14 protein-coding genes are annotated in these 18,771 nt (G+C 43.5%); 5 read left to right on the top strand and 9 right to left on the bottom strand.

The window, feature by feature from the left end:
* Positions 1-184: 184 nt before the first annotated feature.
* Together RH96_RS03265 and hemN are read left to right on the top strand one after the other, a co-directional pair.
* Complete coding sequence (locus RH96_RS03265) at positions 185-2,632, top strand: penicillin acylase family protein (protein ID WP_010197242.1); 2,448 nt, start codon at positions 185-187, stop codon at positions 2,630-2,632.
* Positions 2,633-3,146: 514 nt separating this feature from the next.
* Positions 3,147-4,688: an oxygen-independent coproporphyrinogen III oxidase gene (hemN, locus tag RH96_RS03260; RefSeq protein WP_010197240.1), complete on the top strand. Its 1,542-nt coding sequence runs from the start codon at positions 3,147-3,149 to the stop codon at positions 4,686-4,688.
* Positions 4,689-4,926: 238 nt separating this feature from the next.
* On the opposite strand, the gene RH96_RS03255 is transcribed toward hemN, so the two are convergent.
* The 6 genes from RH96_RS03255 to RH96_RS03230 all read right to left on the bottom strand — a co-directional run bounded on the left by RH96_RS03255 (position 4,927) and on the right by RH96_RS03230 (position 10,098).
* A complete protein-coding gene (locus RH96_RS03255; RefSeq protein WP_010197237.1) occupies positions 4,927-6,342 on the bottom strand; it encodes an esterase-like activity of phytase family protein in 1,416 nt (471 codons plus the stop codon).
* A gap of 204 nt (positions 6,343-6,546) precedes the next feature.
* Positions 6,547-7,407, bottom strand: a complete 861-nt coding sequence (locus tag RH96_RS03250) for an SPFH domain-containing protein (RefSeq protein ID WP_010197234.1) — start codon at positions 7,405-7,407, stop codon at positions 6,547-6,549.
* Positions 7,408-7,422: 15 nt separating this feature from the next.
* A complete protein-coding gene (locus RH96_RS03245) occupies positions 7,423-7,920 on the bottom strand; it encodes an NfeD family protein (protein ID WP_010197232.1) in 498 nt (165 codons plus the stop codon).
* A 199-nt stretch (positions 7,921-8,119) separates the two neighbouring features.
* Positions 8,120-8,680, bottom strand: coding sequence for a porin family protein (locus RH96_RS03240; protein ID WP_010197230.1), 561 nt, complete (start codon positions 8,678-8,680; stop codon positions 8,120-8,122).
* A 207-nt stretch (positions 8,681-8,887) separates the two neighbouring features.
* The gene (locus RH96_RS03235) at positions 8,888-9,442 is read right to left on the bottom strand and encodes a porin family protein (protein ID WP_010197227.1); all 555 of its coding nucleotides are present in this window, start codon (positions 9,440-9,442) and stop codon (positions 8,888-8,890) included.
* A gap of 110 nt (positions 9,443-9,552) precedes the next feature.
* Complete coding sequence (locus RH96_RS03230) at positions 9,553-10,098, bottom strand: porin family protein (RefSeq protein WP_010197225.1); 546 nt, start codon at positions 10,096-10,098, stop codon at positions 9,553-9,555.
* A 288-nt stretch (positions 10,099-10,386) separates the two neighbouring features.
* On the opposite strand from RH96_RS03230, the gene RH96_RS03225 reads away from it, so the two are divergent.
* Complete coding sequence (locus tag RH96_RS03225) at positions 10,387-11,619, top strand: 8-amino-7-oxononanoate synthase (RefSeq protein WP_010197223.1); 1,233 nt, start codon at positions 10,387-10,389, stop codon at positions 11,617-11,619.
* Positions 11,620-11,690: 71 nt separating this feature from the next.
* Positions 11,691-12,500, top strand: a complete 810-nt coding sequence (locus RH96_RS03220; RefSeq protein ID WP_010197221.1) for a methyltransferase domain-containing protein — start codon at positions 11,691-11,693, stop codon at positions 12,498-12,500.
* A 260-nt stretch (positions 12,501-12,760) separates the two neighbouring features.
* Here the strand turns inward: RH96_RS03220 and dnaK are convergent, their stop codons facing one another.
* Together dnaK and grpE are read right to left on the bottom strand one after the other, a co-directional pair.
* Positions 12,761-14,701, bottom strand: a complete 1,941-nt coding sequence (dnaK, locus tag RH96_RS03215; RefSeq protein ID WP_010197217.1) for a molecular chaperone DnaK — start codon at positions 14,699-14,701, stop codon at positions 12,761-12,763.
* Positions 14,702-14,957: 256 nt separating this feature from the next.
* Positions 14,958-15,557: a nucleotide exchange factor GrpE gene (gene grpE, locus RH96_RS03210; protein ID WP_010197209.1), complete on the bottom strand. Its 600-nt coding sequence runs from the start codon at positions 15,555-15,557 to the stop codon at positions 14,958-14,960.
* Between the two features lie 703 nt (positions 15,558-16,260).
* Between grpE and RH96_RS03205 the strand changes: the two genes are divergently transcribed.
* A complete protein-coding gene (locus tag RH96_RS03205) occupies positions 16,261-17,556 on the top strand; it encodes an alpha/beta hydrolase (protein ID WP_010197206.1) in 1,296 nt (431 codons plus the stop codon).
* Here the strand turns inward: RH96_RS03205 and RH96_RS03200 are convergent.
* Positions 17,521-18,648, bottom strand: a complete 1,128-nt coding sequence (locus RH96_RS03200; RefSeq protein WP_010197203.1) for a metallophosphoesterase — start codon at positions 18,646-18,648, stop codon at positions 17,521-17,523. The two genes, RH96_RS03205 and RH96_RS03200, sit on opposite strands and share 36 nt — an antisense overlap.
* Positions 18,649-18,771: the final 123 nt, after the last annotated feature.

Below are 18,771 nucleotides of genomic sequence, written 5' to 3'. Positions count from 1 at the left end.
TCTATTTTTATAAGAAAAATAATTTTATTAAATTACTGGTAAAGTTATTTCTTTTAGGTATATGATTGGTGAGTATTTGTACACTGAAAGCAACAATAGTAATTTATTGACTATTTAGAGCACGACAGATAAAAGGATTATCAGTGCTTTAAATCGTAAAAATTAACCATGGATGGTAAATACAATGAATATATTGATTAAAAATCGGCGAGTGCCCACGCTCACCCTACTCACAATGGCTGTTTCTTTAGCATTATTCGGCTGTTCTGATAGTGATAATAGCTTTAACGATGACGATACTGATACCCCTGCATCGACGTATGAAGCTGACATTCAACGTACCGAGTTTGGTATACCTCATATTACCGCAAAGGATTATAAAGGGCTGGGCTATGGTGTCGGCTATGCTTTTGCGGAAGATAACTTCTGCTCACTAGCGAAAGAAGTTGTGGTCGCTAGCGGTCAGAGCATGCTGTATCTAGGCGATGAAGGTAATGTTGATAGCGATGTATTTTATACTTGGTACAACTCTCCAGAGAGAAAAGCTGAATTCTTAGCGGCTCAAGATCCTGAAACTATCGATGCGGTCACAGGCTATGCAGCAGGCTTTAGCCGTTATCTGCGAGATAAAGGTGTGGCGAATATTGATCCTGCTTGTGCTAACGCTGAGTGGGTTCGAGAGATTACTATTGATGACCTACTGACAGTTTATGGTAAAGCCAATCTACGCGGTGGGCTCTCTAACTTTGTCAGCCGTATCGTAGCGGCAGCTCCTCCTACAACTACTGGCATTCAAGGTAGCTCTAGAATGAGTAGCGTCGAGCCTACAGTAGAGTCAGATGAAGAGTTTGACATGACGACTATCAATGTACTGAATGGCGGTAGTAACGCTTATGCCTTTGGTAGTGAGGTGACAGGGACAGATAGTGGTGTCCTATATGGCAACCCACATGAGCCATGGAACGGTGTCCAGCGTTTTTATGAGTTTCATACAACCATACCAGGCGAGCTTGACGTGATGGGCGCCGCCCAACAAGGTCAACCTTTTATCAATATTGGCTTCAATAAAGACGTGGCTTGGAGTCATACCGTATCAACTGCCAAACGCTTTACGCTTTACCAGCTTAATCTAGTAGATGGCAACCCTTTGAAATACAAATACACAAATAGCGCGGGTGTGGTTGAGGAACGTGATATCGAAAAAGTCGATGTGACGGTTCAATTGCCAGACAATCAAACGTTGGTTCAACCTATCTATTTGTCTCAATATGGGCCTATGCTCGCGGCTAACTTGCTCGATGGTCGTTTGCCAACGTGGGGTGCGAACAATCTGGCTTATACGATTCGTGATGCTGCCTCTGAAAATCCAAGAGCACTTAATCAGTGGCGTAGTATGAACATGGCCACTAGCGTTGAGGATCTCGTCGATAGAATGCAGACTATTTTAGGCCTAGGCTTTGTTAATACCATCGCCACCGATCGTAATGGCAAGGCGCTCTATGCTGATATCTCGACCGTGCCTAATGTCACTAAAGAAAAGCTAGAAAGTTGTGGTACTAATGCGGGGATTTTCCTGAATGCTCTGATTGCATCTGACTTGCCCGCACTAGATGGCAGTAAAGCTGCCTGTGAATGGGGCAATGATGCCGACTCACCACAAGCTGGTATTTTTGGCGGTTCAAACTTACCATTCTTAATTCGTGATGATTATGCGCTAAACTCGAATGACTCTTATTGGTTTAGTAATGCAGAACAGCCGTTGACAGGGTTTTCACCGTTATTGAGACGTGGCTTGTTACCGCTTTCTGAAGATGCCGCGCCATTATCTCCACGTACTCGTATGGCCTTTACTCAAATATTTGATCGATTAAGCAATAAAGATGGTTTAGGCGGAAATACCTTTAATCTTGATAATATGCAACAAGTCGTCTACGGAAATCGCAGTTATGGCGCTGAATTAGTGCTTGATGATGTTTTGGCAGATTGCCAAGCTAATCCGACATTACCTTTGACTGACGGTGGGACTATCGATGCCACTCAAGCTTGTACTGTCTTGAGTAATTGGGATCGTCGTAACAATCTTGATAGTAAAGGTGCTCATGTCTTTAGAAAATTCTGGACCAATTTTGGGTTTAGTAGTTATGCAGGATTTAGTGTTCCCTTCGATAAGGCTGACCCTGTTAACACGCCTCGTGACTTAATCATCAATGATAAAACACGTAAAGCTTTGGGCGACTCTATTAGCTATTACAATAGTAAAAATATTGCGCTTGACGCACCGTTAGGTAGCTTACAATTCGTTATTGATGCGGACAAAAACGGTGAAAAAATCCCTATGCATGGTGGCTTCGGTGGTGAAGGCATCTTCAACGTCGCCAGCTCAGGTCAAAACAGCGATGGCACTTATGGTCCAATTACCAATGGTCCAACTTATATGCAATCGGTAACGTTTGATAGCAAAGGTCCGGTCGTGGAAGCGCTGTTAGCTTTCTCGCAAGCTGGTGATACCACACGTCCTTTCCATCGTGATCAAACCCGTCGTTATGCAGACAAAGACTGGATACGTCTGCCTTTTAGTGCTGGTGAAGTATCTAAACAAGCAGTTGGTGCTAAAACTGAGTTAAGAGAATAAAATTCTTCGTTATTTTAGGGTCTGTTGAACATTCAAATATTAGGACTGCTGATCGCTAAAATCTTCCCAAACTAGGCGTAAACCGACGATAATGTCGAGACCTTAGCTAGGTTTACAACAACGTTTAGGGTGATTTTAGCATCAGCCTTTCAGGGCAGAGCTATTTTTGCCAATACATGGCGAAATTGTCTAACCTAGAACGACTAGGCGTCAAAAATTTCACTGCGTATTGTCTAAAAAATAGACACTGCCAGTTCCACATTTGAATGTTCAACAGACCCTAATAAAAGCAAAAGCCCTCAGATAGACTCTGGGGGTTTTTCTATTTTTAAAACAAAGTAAATCCATAGGCTAAGAGAACTTACCAATCACCCTATTATAAGCAAGGATTTGCTATACTATCCTTTACAAACCAAGTCACTACTATCGCTAAAAGACGCTGATACGTTATCTATTATCACTAGTGGATAAGGTTGCTTTAATAGGCGCAAACAGCATCAAAAAGGAATGCCACATGACAGAACACTCTGAAACAAACACCCAGCAGCCTTATAATCGTGCAGGAGAGCAACCCACCACGGTACGCCCTGTCATGCAGCCGGACAACCCTTACGCCAGTACGCGCGGCAGTATTATGACCAAGCAGCTACCTACATTTGATGAATCGATTATCAGTAAATACAATCGTTCAGGGCCACGCTATACCTCTTATCCAACGGCATTAGAGTTCTCACCAATCGCTGATGGCATTGAAACAAAAATTCTCCAAAATCGCGAAGCCCGTGCGCCATTATCGCTCTATTTCCACATTCCATTCTGTCGCCATCTCTGCTATTACTGTGCCTGCAATAAAATCATCACCAAAAAAAATAGCGATTCAGGCGATTATTTGCAGTACTTAATCACTGAAATTAGCCACAAGCGCCGTTTATTATCTGCACCCGATGACAGCAGCAAACCACTCGTTAAGCAGCTCCATTTAGGTGGAGGCACGCCGACGTTTTTGAGTGATGAAGAGATGGGTCAGCTGTGGGATTTTTTGCAGACCCAGTTTGAGTTTTTACCCGAAGGTGAAGGCGACTACTCTATTGAGATTGATCCCCGTGAGCTGGGTGACGAGACATTAAAAACGCTACGCAATCTTGGTTTTAACCGCGTCAGCTTAGGTGTGCAAGACTTGGACGAAACAGTACAAATCGCTGTCAATCGTGTGCATTCAGCAGAAATGATCGAGAATGTGCTCACTGAGGCACGCGAGCTGGGTTTCCGTTCTATCAATATTGACCTGATTTATGGTCTGCCGCATCAAACACCTGCAACCTTGGATAAAACCGTACGCCGCATCATTGAGATGTCACCAGATCGTCTGTCGGTATTTAACTACGCTCATTTGCCAGAACGCTTTAAAGCCCAGCGTCAAATAAAAGAAGCAGACCTGCCAGACCCAGCGGCTAAGCTTGCCATGCTCGGCAATACCATCAACACACTGACCGAAGCTGGCTATCAATACATTGGCATTGATCACTTTGCCAAGCCTGACGACGAGCTAGCGGTGGCGCAACGCGAGGGCAAACTGCATCGTAACTTCCAAGGTTACACCATTATGGGTGACTGCGACTTGCTAGGCTTTGGTGTCTCCTCTATCAGTCAAATTGCCAATGCCAATACCCGCTACATTTTGCAGAATGATACTGATTTACAAGCGTATCAGGCCAATATCGCTGCGTCGAAAAACAACCTTACTATCATGCCAGCAGTAAAAGTAATTAAAACGTCGATTAAAGATCGCTTACGTGAATATGTGATTATGAAGCTACTCTGCCACGACTATATCGACTTTAAAGATGTGAATCAGAAATTCGGTGTCGATGCGATTACTTACTTCATTGATGAGATTCAGCAATTGGGCGAGATGCAAGATGACAAGCTCATCGATATGGATGCCGCTGGGATTCGGGTCTTACCAAAAGGTCGCCTACTCGGTCGCAACGTCGCCATGGTATTTGACGAGTACTTGGCAAAGAAGCATCAAAATCGCTTTTCTAAAGTTATCTGACTATAGTCAAAATATCCTAAAGACACGACGGTATTGCTGATATCAGTTTTTTGTAGCCTCTGTCTGCGCAGGCACAGCAAGCAAGCAAGGAAAATTTATATCAACAGTGCATCATGTATAGATATTGCTTTTTACTGACTATAGACTGGCTTTTGAGTTAATTATTAGCAATAAAAAAGACCTCAAGCGAGGTCTTTTTTATTGCTAAATGCGGTGGCTTACCATCCGTCACCTATCACTACTCAATAGGCATGACGATGTACAGCCTATTGGCATCTATGATCGTTTTTTCTTTATCGAGATATTTGTGTTCAACGGTGCTTTTTGGTTTTTTATTATCCCGCCCTACTATGTCCGTATCTGTCATCGCTGAATCTGTGATAGAAAAATCATCATCGTTTAGCAACCCAAGTGAGCCATCTTGGCGTAGCCACAGACCTTCAAGCTTGTCATGTGGATAATCTAAAGTAGCAAGTACATCGACGACCAGGGTTTTCTTAACAGGCATAATTTTGATATTTTTAAGTACCTGCCAGTTATCTTCATCAGCTGCAATAAGCTGCTCGAGCGTTTTTCCTTCGACGGTTAGACCAACATGCTCATCTTGTTTAATCGCCTTTAGGTGGTTGGCAGTACTAATGGTTTCTATGTCTGTTGCCTGAGAGAGGTTAATTCTATAAATATATTTTTTTGCCGACTCATCTTGGAGTGGAAATTTACGATCATGTTCAATGAGATAAAATTCATGATCGCTGAGCGCGACTAACCCTGACACCACATGCTCCGCTACATCCAGACGATATAAATATTGAGCGATCTGGCCAGACTTTAGGTTAATGGTAATAACTCGCGTCACGCTAGAACCGCGCCCTGATTTATCAGGATTGTCCATTGACGATTCTATGATGCCTACCAGCGTGGTTTGATTTGGCGTAATCGTTAACGCTTCCATTCCACGATTAGCACGGCGCTTGGTAAACTCCATCGGCAATAAAACTGACGTGCCATCAATCATCACATTGTTACGCTCATCACTAGCAAATGGGTTAATACGCTCAATCTCGAACCCATCCGCGTCATAGTGGACGAGATGTGGACCATACTCATCACTAATCCAAAAACTTCCGTCTGTAAGTGCAGCGAGTCCTTCGGGGTCTAAGCCATTGATATCAGTCTTGATAGGATTGCTTACTTTATCAAAAGGCAAGTTAGGATTTACAGTCATCGGCTGACCATCGATATCATAGGGCACTTCATTGGTCCCGCCCAATGCTTTTGGATTCGGTAGCCCAGAGATAGGATTGCCATTGCTGTCTTTTAGCACTATCTCTTTTATCTTGATAATTTTGCCGTCCTCATGTAACTCAAATAGCCCGATAGACGGTATATAATTCGGCACTAAAAACTGTTTACCTTTACCCGCAATCCCATCAAAATCAGCATTGGGACCTCGATCAGTAAGTACATAAAACTGATTGGCATTGGTTGGATGTGCTGCTGCGTCTGAGCCGTAGCCACCACCACGAATCTCTAGTTTTTGCTCAGGATAGGCGGCATTAATATGTGTCGCATCAAGCACGGTATAAGGTAATGGGCTGCCTTGAGGGAAATTATCTATTGAGATTATTTCAATATTTGGATTTTGCTTGGTCATTGTTTTTTTCCTTGTATCAGTATTTTTATTATGTGAGAAAAGATGTTTCATGTTTCGCGCTTGAAAAACCAGCAAAAATAGTATGATCAAATTTAAGTCAAAAAAATAGCCAGTGCTTCGCATACTCACTGGCTATTTTTATAAGTTGTAGCTATGTGATCAAAGAACATGTGATCAAAGTACATGTAATCAAAGCATCATTGCTTAAACCTTCAGTTTATCACCCACCATACCTTTCACTGTACTGAGGATATCAGCAGGTAATACCACCATTTTTGAGTTATCAGACTCAGCCAGCTCACGAATCGCCTTGATATACTGCTCACCCAGCAAGTAAACAATCGGCATCTCTTCAGTACCCATGGCATTGGTAATCAAACGAATAGACTCTTCTGACCCTTTGGCAAGCACCACCTGTGCCTCTGCATCGCGACGTGAGGCTTCCAAACGCCCATCTGCCTCTAAGATAGCGGCTTGCTTTTGACCATCAGCACGCGTCACTGTTGCACGGCGTTGACGTTCAGCAGCGGCCTGCTCTTCCATCGCTGTCTGCATGGTCGCTGACGGGTTGATATCTTGAATTTCTACTGTTTTTAGCGTGATACCCCAATCAGAAATATCTTCTGAGATAGCATGCTTGAGTTTGGCCTTGATCTCGTCGCGGCTAGATAATGCGCTATCTAGATCCATCTCACCGATGATTGAACGTAGCGATGTTTGTACCAGATTACGAATACCGTATTCATAATCTTCGATACCATATACCGCCTTATCAGGACGAACGATATTAATATAAGCGACGGCGTTCGCGATAATAACCACGTTATCTCTCGTGATGACTTCTTGAGAAGGAATATCGAGCACGATGTCTTTGGTCGTCACTTTGTAAGACACATCGTCAACATAAGGAATAATAAGGTTTAGCCCTGGTTCTAGTGTTTGGCTATATTTACCAAGACGCTGCACGACCCACTTATACCCCTGCGGTACGATCCGAACACCTTTAAATACGGTAAACACCACCAGCGCGATCAAGACCACCATTACGATATTGAAACTTTCCATATTTCACCCCTATTATTATATTTGCACACTTTTATGTATCGCTGCCTGCGATTTCATACTACTGACGACCAATTCATTACCAACGATATCTGTCACGATTACCCGATCACCGACCGCCACTTGTTCTCCTTGCGTTCGGCACATCCACTCAGCGGCACCAACGATAGGCACACTAAACCGTACCATGCCCGCTCTTTCAGGCTGCGGCGGTACGATAATCATACCAGTCTCACCGATAATGACGCTACCGCCTAGCCCTGCCTTGGTACGATCCACTGACAGAGGCTTGATAAATTTAAACCATGCCAATAGAAACACCGCAGAAAGTACCAGCCAAATAACAATTTGGACGGCGAGCGAGATAGGTAATAGCCACGACAGTGCCGCGACGATAATAGCAGCAGCACCAAACCAAAGGCTGGCAAATGTCGGAACAAACATCTCGACAATCAGTAGCACAAAGCCTAATACCAGCCAATGCCACGGTTCAATCATCCAGAGCATCTCAATCATTGATATATTCCCTGTCTTTGTCATTCTAACTTTCAATGTAGCACATTTTTAGGTTAATAATGTCTTAAAAATCATTAATATACTGCTGACTTTGCCGAGTGGAGGCAAAAGCCTAATGAGTATTTGTAAATGCCTCAACCAAAAAAAACGACCACATCCGTGATCGTTTTTTTATTAATCTCTTTGCAGTCAGGCTAACTTAGAATTTTACATGAGCACCTAAAGTAACGCCACTTACCTCGAGATCATCCACTTCAGGATAGATGTTATACATAGCTTCTACAGAAGCCATAGGAGTGAGGTTATAGCCCAATCCTAAGCTACCAGCGACACCTGTATCAGAAACGCTAAAGCTCTCACTGTTGCTAGCAATAACTTTATCTGTATAGTCTACATCAATTTCATTTTTCGCAACACCTAGGCGGCCTTTGGCGTATAAACCGGTATTTGGAAAATTGTAATCATAAGTCGCATAGAGACCATATACATCAGCACTATATTCTGACTTTTCAAAGGTGTCATCAAACGCATCTGCATCATTAGTCGTCAAATATTCAGCTTCCACACCAAATTCTGGAGTGAATTTATAGCCACCATAGACACCGTATGATACTGCATCATCTTCTACATCATCTGGACTGTACTGACCCACTTTTACACCAGCGTATGGCTGCCCAGCGTAGTTAACTGCTGCTTGCGCACTAATACTCATTAGAGAACCAACTGATAATGCGATCAAAGCTTTTTGTAAAGTATTCATCTGTCTTCCTATTAAATAAAACTAAAATGTAGCCTGAGTGGACATAGCAGAGCACATAAGTTAGCTGAACTATTGTTGAATTCGAGATTCTAGCAGAAGATTATTTTTAATGCATTCTTTTTTAATGACTTTAACCGTAGCTTTTTTCGTACAAAAAAACGACCGCCGAAGCGATCGTTTCTTATTCTATAATTAACTAGCAATCATTTAGAATTTTAGCTGTGCACCAACCGTCATAAGATCAGCATCGCTACCTAGCTTGTCGTATTCAGCTTCAACGCTGAAGTTAGGATTCACTGAATAACCAAGGCCTACACCACCAGCAAGACTCGTATCACTTTCTGAATAAGTCTCAGTTCTGACTTCAGTGTTGCCGATATTGCGGGTGAAGTCACCTTCTATCTCAGTTTTGGCGACCCCTAATTTACCTTTGGCGTATAAGCCAGTATTAGGGAACTGGTAACGGTAAGTACCGTATGCGCCATAGCTTTTAGCATCGATATCACCGCCTCGATAATCCGCATCGTCTGAGCCGACATATTCTGCTTCGACACCGAAGTTAGGATCGAAGTTATAGCCACCGTATACACCATAGGCTGTTGGATCATCAGCATTATCGACGTCTAGATCGAATTGACCGACTTTAACACCAACGTATGGCTGACCGGTATAACCGTTGCCATAAGAAACGGCTGCTTGTGCACCCATGCTTATTAAAGAACCAGCGGCTAGTGCAAGTAATGTTTTTTGTAGAATTTTCATTGTGTTCTCCTAATATCGTCTTTTTTTAATTGCTTTTATATGAATTATTGGGGTAAGAAACGACCAGTAGACTGACCATTTCTTGCTTTTATCATGTATCTATCTGAGATTTAGAACTTAAGATGTGCACCAACGGTTAACAACTTAGCATCGACATCACTGTCCATCATTGAGTATTCAGCCTCAACACCGAAGTCAGGGTTTACTGAATATCCAAGACCGACACCACCAGCGATACCTGTGTCACTAGTAGAGTTTGACACTCTAACCGGACCAACAGTATAGTCACCTTCTACTTCAGTTTTGGCGACACCAAGTTTGCCTTTAGCGTATAGTCCCGTGTTTGGGAAAGCATAACGGTAAGTACCGTAAGCGCCATAAGTCTTGGCATCGAGATCACCGTTTCTGTAATCAGCATCATCTGAACCGACGTATTCCGCTTCAACACCGAAGTTAGGATCGAAGTTATAGCCACCGTATACACCATAGGCCGTTGGATCATCAGCATTATCGACGTCTAGATCGAATTGACCGACTTTAACACCAACGTATGGCTGACCGGTATAACCGTTACCATAAGAGACGGCTGCTTGTGCACTGACCGTTAGTAAAGAACCAGCTGCTAGTGCAAATAGAGTTTTTTGTAGAGTTTTCATTATTAGCTCCTTTAACTTATATGGGCAAGCAAGTTATTCTTAATGGCTTTCTAAGCCTCATCGCCCTGCTTGCTAACGATGAATATATAGTAACAAAGTATTTCATACAGTCTGTCTGTGTTTGATAGTATCAGAGTTAAGATTTGCAAGTGTTTGTCAGCCTATGGGTTACAAAGGTCGAGATATGAAATTTTTTGTTACAAGTAGCCGATTTGTGCAATACTTCCTACTTATCAGGCAGTCAATGAACACTAAAAAGTCAAAAATAAGATAAAGGAAGACATCAATATGACAAGTTCTATCGTGGTGCAACTGCAAGAATCATTGACGCATATGAAGTCTCAGCAGCAATACCGCAGTTTACCAAGCTTAGAACATCAAGGACGTTATGTGGTGAGCCAAGGTAAAACACTGCTGAATATCGCCAGTAATGACTATTTAGGTTTGGGTAGCGATACAGAGTTACAAAGCGAGTTTCTCAAGCAAATAGATCGGTTACCAGTGGCACAACGACCAAAGATGAGTGCCACTTCCTCGCGGTTACTCACCGGCAACGATACCCAGTTGCAAGCTCTAGAGTCTGAGTTGCAAGCGTGGTATCAAGCTGCCATAGGTGAACAAGGCCTATCTACCCCAAAATCTGTGCTGGTATTCAATAGTGGCTATCATGCCAATATTGGTATCCTGCCAGCTCTGACGGCGCTACCAGTCAAAACGCTTATTTTGGCTGACAAACTGGTGCATGCCAGTATTATCGATGGGATGCGTCTCAGCCAAAGCAAACTGGTCACCTACCGTCGTTACCGTCACAATGATTACGAGCATTTAGCCAGATTTATTGAGCAAGCAGATGAAACGGTTGAGCGCATTATTATTGTGACTGAGAGTGTTTTTAGTATGGATGGTGACCGTGCTGACTTGCTTCAACTGGTACAATTAAAAGCCAAAGATGCTCGCATTGAGCTATATGTTGACGAGGCTCATGCCATTGGCGTGTTAGGCGACACAGGATTGGGGTTGGCGGAAGAAACTCACACATTGGCTGATATTGATTATTTGGTGGGGACGTTTGGTAAAGCGTTTGCGTCAGTTGGCGCTTATATCATGTGTGATGAGGTCGTCAAACAATGGCTGATCAACGCCATGCGTCCGCTGATTTTTAGTACTGCATTGCCACCGATCAATCACGCTTGGACTCGCTTTATTTTAGCAAAAATGCCAAACTTGACCCACCAACGCACACATCTGGCGCAGATCTCTATCAAGCTTAGTCGAGCCATCGACCAACAACACCGCGCATCGCCAACTGCTCAAAATATAAGCTATGATTCACCTATTATCCCCTATATATTGGGCGACAATGCGTGTGCGCTTGCCAAAGCAAAACAGTTACAAGCCGCAGGGTTTTACGCATTGCCCATCAGACCACCTACCGTTCCTGCGAACACCGCTCGTATACGATTGGTCATGAATGCCAAACTAACCAACGAAGACTGTGAGCAGTTGATAGAACAATTATAAGTCTGTCATCTAACCGAGACGTCAATCCTACTATCGACTGATAATGGACTTACTTGGATGTAATACACCCTATGGAAATACTCGTTACACCTGATAGTTTTAGCGCTAGAAAACAAACCATCGCTCGCCATTTTGCCAGTGCCAGCGACTATGACCAGCATGCCAGTATTCAGCAGACAGTCTGTCAGTATTTACTAGAAAATATTGCTCATACCAAACAAAGCAGCGTATTAGAAATTGGTGCGGGCACAGGTCAAATGACACGACTACTGGCTGAACATGTCCGAAGCCAGCATTGGCTGATCAATGAATTGTGCGCTGAACAAGCGGCTACCTTGCAATCAATTTTACCAACGGCTGACATCGTGATTGGCGATGCTGAAACCATGGATTTGGAAGGAATACACAGCCTGATAGTCAGTGCCAATGCAGTGCAGTGGTTTGATAATCCGTTGAATTTTGTCACGCAATCAGCACACCGTCTACAGACTGGAGGTCAACTACTCTTCAGCACCTTTACGTCCAATAACTTTCTGCAAATTAAAGCGCTAACAGGTCAAGGCCTTAATTACCCAGATATCACTGAGTGGCAGTCAGCATTGACGAATGCTGGCTTTGAGCATATCGAGCTTTCAATTGAGCGTTTCGACTTACCATTTATCAGTCCCTATGCTGTGTTGAAGCATATGAAACTGACAGGTGTCTCAACCAGTCAAACGCAAGTATCGTCAAGGAACACGCCACCTTTTAGATGGACGAAAGCGCGTTTACAACAGTTTGAGTCAGATTATTGGCAGCATTTTTCTGCACAAAACGAAGATGGCCAGTCTTGCGTTAATTTGACTTATGAAGTACTGACTGTGAGTGCGTTTAAACCCTAAATCAGCCATATAGTCAAAACATCCTAAAAATGCGACGGTATTGCGGATATATCGATATTACTTTTCACTGACTATACCTAATATTACTAACAGAAATTATAGCCATAAAAAAACGCACCCCGAAGGATGCGTTTCTTAATTTAACTGCTTATCGACTCTACCATTTTCAAAAACTTGAGTAGCAAGGAAAACGAGCGTAAGTACTACATTGAGTAGACTAAGCAAGTTTGACGCAGCTAATCGCGTTTTTGGATTTGGTGCTACTTCTTATCTTCGTCTACTTCAGTGAACTCAGCGTCAACCACGTCGTCATCAGCTTGGTTGCCACCAGCAGCATCCGCGCCTTCTTGGAATTGGCTTGGATCCATACCTTCAGCGCCAGCACCTGCATCAGCGTAGATTTTTTGGCTGATTGGTAAGAAAGCATTGTCTAATGCTTCAAGCTTGGCTTTGATGTCATCATGGTCATCTTCTTTAGCCGCTGTTTCAAGCTCAGTGATAGCCGTTTCTACTGTTGATTTTTCTTCATCAGTCACTTTATCTGCTGCTTCTTTCAGCGCTTTTTGTACGGCATGGATGCGACCATCTGCTTCGTTGCGAACTTGCGCTAGGTTAGCGAATTTCTCATCTTCAGCAGCATTGGCTTCTGCATCACGAACCATTTGTTCAACTTCTTCGTCCGACAAACCAGAATCCGCTTTGATCTGGATACTTTGTGCTTTACCAGTACCTTTGTCCGTTGCTGAGATGTTCATGATACCGTCAGCGTTGATGTCAAAAGACACTTCAATTTGTGGTAGACCACGTGGTGCTGGTGGAATGTCCGTCAAATCAAAACGACCAAGCTGTTTGTTTTGGTTAGCGATTTTGCGCTCACCTTGATATACCTGAATCGTTACTGCTGGCTGGTTGTCTTCAGCGGTTGAGAATACCTGTGATTTCTTAGTAGGAATCATGGTGTTTTTCTCGATAACTGGCGTCATGACACCGCCCATCGTTTCGATACCAAGGGTCAATGGCGTTACATCAAGTAGCAATACGTCCGTTTTTTCACCAGACAATACCGCGCCTTGAATGGCTGCACCAGCTGCTACTGCTTCGTCAGGGTTCACATCTTTACGTGGCTCTTGACCGAAGAATTCTTGTACTTTTTGCTGTACCAGTGGCATACGAGTCTGACCACCAACCAAGATAACGTCATCGATGTCGCCGATTTTTATGCCAGCATCTTCAAGGGCAATTTTACAAGGGCCCATAGTACGCTGTACTAGTTCTTCCGTTAAGCTTTCTAGTTTTGAGCGGCTGATAGTAACAACCAAATGCTTAGGACCACTGCTATCAGCAGTGATATACGGCAAGTTTACTTCGGTGCTTTGGGCACTTGATAGTTCAATTTTCGCTTTTTCTGCCGCTTCTTTTAGACGCTGCATTGCCAATGAGTCACCTTTTAGGTTGACGTCTTGGTCTTTTTTGAACTCGTCTACTAAGAAGTCGATCAATGCTGAGTCAAAGTCTTCGCCACCAAGGAATGTATCACCGTTGGTTGCTAGTACTTCGAACTGCTGCTCGCCATCAACGTCAGCGATTTCGATGATTGATACGTCAAAAGTACCACCACCCAAGTCATATACAGCAACAGTGCTATCGCCTTGCTTTTTGTCCATGCCATAGGCAAGTGCAGCAGCGGTTGGCTCGTTGATGATACGTTTTACATCAAGACCAGCGATTTTACCCGCATCTTTAGTGGCTTGACGCTGTGAGTCATTGAAGTAAGCAGGTACAGTTACGACTGCTTCAGTCACGCTTTCACCAAGATAATCTTCTGCTGTTTTTTTCATTTTTTTCAAGATTTCAGCAGAAACCTGTGGTGGTGCTAGTTTTTTACCGTTGACTTCTACCCATGCATCGCCATTGTCTGCTTTAGCGATTTTGTAAGGCACCATGCCGATGTCTTTTTGCACGACTTTGTCATCAAAACGACGACCGATCAGACGCTTAATCGCAAACAAGGTGTTGTTTGGGTTGGTGACAGCTTGGCGCTTGGCTGACTGACCAACCAAAATTTCGTCGTCTTTATAAGCGACGATCGATGGTGTGGTACGCGTACCTTCAGCATTTTCGATGACTTTAACTTTGTCACCTTCCATTACTGCAACACATGAGTTCGTTGTACCTAAATCAATACCAATTACTTTACCCATAATCAAATGCTCCTAATTTATTTTAAATATAAATACTTATATGTTCAGACCATAGTTGGTCACTTGTTGCTATATATCGGTTTGCTTATTAATTTTTTCAAGTCAAAAACCGCGCAAAAACTGTCTTTTGTGTGACTTTTTGTGAAAACCCTTACTAATAATGAGGTTTAGCACAGTTAAAAACTGATTGTTCACCACTTATATAATAAACCGATGACTTAAAGCGTTCCTGCTTCTGACGATATCAGCTCAAATATTATTGACCGACACGAACCATCGCTGGGCGCAACAGACGACCATTCAAGCTATAGCCTTTTTGTAGTACCGTACCGACAGTATCTGCTTCGGCGTCTGGATCAATGCCTACCGCTTCATGAAAGTCAGCGTTGAATTTCTCACCTTGAGGTTCAACGACTTCTACGCCATTTTTGGTTAGCAGTGCTAATAGCGCTTTGTGCGTTAATTGAACGCCTTCAGCGACTGGGTCATTGGCATCAGCGTTTTCCATGGCACGCTCTAAATTATCAACGATGTCCAATAGCTCTTTGGCAAATTTCTGTAGGGCGAATTTTTTGCTTTTATCCGCTTCTTGTTCCATACGTTTTTGCGCGTTGTAAGCTTCAGCATTGGCACGGGCGGTGCCTTCTTTAGCTTGCTTTACTTCGCCTTCTAGCTCAGCGATACGGGCTTTAAAAGTGTCAAGATTGATGTCATTTTCGATCGTCATCTCTTCACCTGAGTTATTCTGTGGCTCAAACTCTTTCAAGGTTTCTTCTAAAATGCTCTCATCGTGGTCAATATTGTCATGTGACACATTTTGCTCAAGAGATTCTTGGGTCGTATTCTGCTCGCTCATGGTAGCTCCTTAGGATTATTAATATAATGGTTGGTTTTAAGGCACAACAAACCGACCAAGGGCTGATCATTGTGCTTTTATTAATGGCCTAACTGTTTTTGTTCATTCTTTTTTAAATGCGCTTCAATAGCTGCTTGATAAAGGTGATGACCATAAATTTCAAGCCTAATATGAGGAATTTTTCGCTTTAGCCAGATAAATCATTGCAGAGCATAAGGATTATTGTCAATAACGTAATAAATGCTACGATAAATAACGGGTAGACATGATTAGGTTTTTGTCATCGAGCCATGCGTCACTTTACCGTCAAGCTTTTAAGATAGATTTGAATGTAGGGTCTGTTGAACATTCAAATGTGGCACTGGCAGTGGCTATTTTTTAGACAATACGCAGTGAAATTTTTGACGCCTAGTCATTCTAGGTTAGACAATTTCGCCATGTATTGGCAAAAAATAGCCCTGCCCCTGCTTGTATACTTGGGGCTGATGCTAAAATCACCCCAAACGTTGTTGTAAACCTAGCTAAGGTCTCGACACTATCGTCGGTTTACGCCTAATTTGATAAGATTTTAGCGATCAGCAGTCCTAATATTTGAATGTTCAACAGACCCTAATAATATAAACTTTGCGATTAGCTGCTATATTAATCGTTCACTTATAAAGCCGACTAGTTTTGTTTAAACATCGATTACAAGAGAGGGTTTATGCCTATTTTACCAGTGCCATCGCTCAATGCTTTATTGACAAAAACAATCAAGACCGTCAAAACTGGGGCCGCTAAAAATGCGCACCAGCATCATGTTTTGCACCATACGCTAAAAGGGTTGGATAATCTGCCAACGCCGCTACTCGAACGTGTTAATCACCAATTAAAAGCGTCTACAGCGGAGCAATATCCCCTTGCTGACGCCCATCTGCGCCTGATACTTGCTGTCAGTAATAAGCTCAAACGCCCGTTAGCATTGGATAAGCTACCCAAACTACGGCAGAAATTTGGTACAGATGCGGTGTCGTTACAAGCGCCTAGCGTCTGGCAACAAAATGCGGATGCCTCAGGAAATTCAGAGAATGCCATCAGCTGGCAAGATAAGACCATTGCTAATGCGGATGGTGGTGACATGACCGTGCGCTGCTACCAGCAGTCGAAGCGGAATAACGAGGGAAAAAGTACGGATGAAGTCGCCATGCTGTTTTTTCATGGGGGCGGGTTTTGTATTGGTGATATCGACACGCACCATGAGTTTTGTCATACGGTCTGTGCCCAAACTGGCTGGGCAGTCGTGAGCGTCGACTACCGCATGGCCCCTGAATATCCAGCGCCAACAGCCCTTAAAGACTGTCTGTCGGCGTATGCTTGGCTGACTAAACATTCTCAGTCACTTGGTGCATTGCCATCGCGCATCGTATTGTCTGGTGATAGTGCAGGTGGTTGCTTGGCAGCACTGGTGGCGCAGCAGGTTATCAAGCCTATCGAGGCGTTATGGCAAGATAACAATCAAGCTACTGAGACTGCTAAAAAAGCCAATAATACCTTTAAAAAATCACTGGCTGATTTGCCGCGACCTTTAGCTCAATTGCCGCTCTACCCTGTCACTGATTATGAGGCTGAATATCCGAGTTGGGAGCTTTATGGTGAAGGCTTGCTGCTCGATCACAACGATGCAAATGTCTTTAATACTGCCTACACTCAGCACAGTGGTCTAGCGCAGTCCCACCCGCTTATCTCAGTCATGCACGGTGACAATGCGCACCTGTGTCCAAGCTATGTCGTCGTTGCGGAATTAGATATCTTGCGAGATGAAGGACTGGCTTATGCTGAGCTTTTGCAAAAAGAAGGCGTTAAGGTAGAAACCTATACAGTGCTAGGCGCACCGCACGGTTTTATTAACTTGATGAGTGTCCATCAAGGTCTTGGCAATCAGACAAACTATATTATCAAGTCGTTTGCTTGTTTTGTACAAAACCTACTGACCAGTGAGGGTGATGAGCCAAATCTCTGAGCGCGAGCCTAGTCGAAACGGAATGCCCCAAAAGCCGTAACCAGATGACACCACAAAGTGACTGTTATTGATGACCTCATAGCCATAGCCCAAGCGGTTGATGGCACTGACAATGAAGTTGGCGGGGAATATCTGACCGTTATGGGTATGCCCTGAGACTTGTAAATCAATTGGCATTTGACTGTGCTCAGTAATATCACTTGGTCTGTGGTCTAACAATATCAATGGCTCAGCGCTATTGACCTGCGCCAACAGCTCAGTCGTAAGGACACGCTGACGCTTATGGTTATCAAAGCGTCCCATCAGCCAAAGTGCTTGCCCTTGGTGCGTGAGGCGTATGACTTCATCATTTAACAACTGCACGCCAGCAGCACGCAACGCTTGGACAATCGGCTGCTCGTGCCCGTATAAATCATGGTTGCCTAAAGTTGCATAAACCCCATACGGCAAACTTTTGCATAACTCAGCCAAGTTTTCTGCCATTTTATATTTGGTAAATGCCTGTGTATTGTCATCCATGATATCGCCCGGCATCAGCAATATGTCGGCTTCATTTTGTATTATGAGATGATGCAGCCTATCTATCGCGCCAATGCCAAACAATCTCCCGATATGCAAATCGCTAGCGACCGCAATACGTAGCGGCTTGGCCAAAGGCTTATCAATATCAATAGATAACTCACGTACCACAGGCGCATAAGCGCTATATAGGGTATAAACAAACAACCCGATAAATACTGCCAATGCTAATATGCGCAACCCAAAATCGACGGTAGCCGGTGTAGCGAGTACATCACCAGTTAGCGATGTGATTAACCAATAGCCACCATAAAATAGGCTGGTAACTAAAGCTGTCAATAGCATAAAGTGCATGGCCAACATCCAACCACTGATCCAGCGATAGCTATTGGCAAATGCTCTATTAACACTGAGTAGCAGCAAAACGTTGGTAATAATGAATATGATGACCCATACCGAAGTTTGCAAACTTGCTGTCTGCCAAGGCTGTAACCACCATTGCACGCTTAGAGCTGCGCCAAAACTAAACAGCTGCAATAGCGCAAAAATGGTAATGAAAAATGCGTAGCGCATGAAGAATCCCTGAGTATGATGGTGTCAATGCAGTATGTTTTTAGCTAATTAGACAAGGAAAAAGGAAAGTAGCTATTAGCCAGCCTAACAGCAAATAAAAGCCTCTACCATTTAGATATGGTA

It is taken from the genome of Psychrobacter sp. PAMC 21119, from assembly GCF_000247495.1.
GTDB lineage: Bacteria > Pseudomonadota > Gammaproteobacteria > Pseudomonadales > Moraxellaceae > Psychrobacter > Psychrobacter glaciei.
Note: the sequence above shows the minus strand (reverse complement) of the source record. Positions and strands in the feature narration are given on the sequence as shown.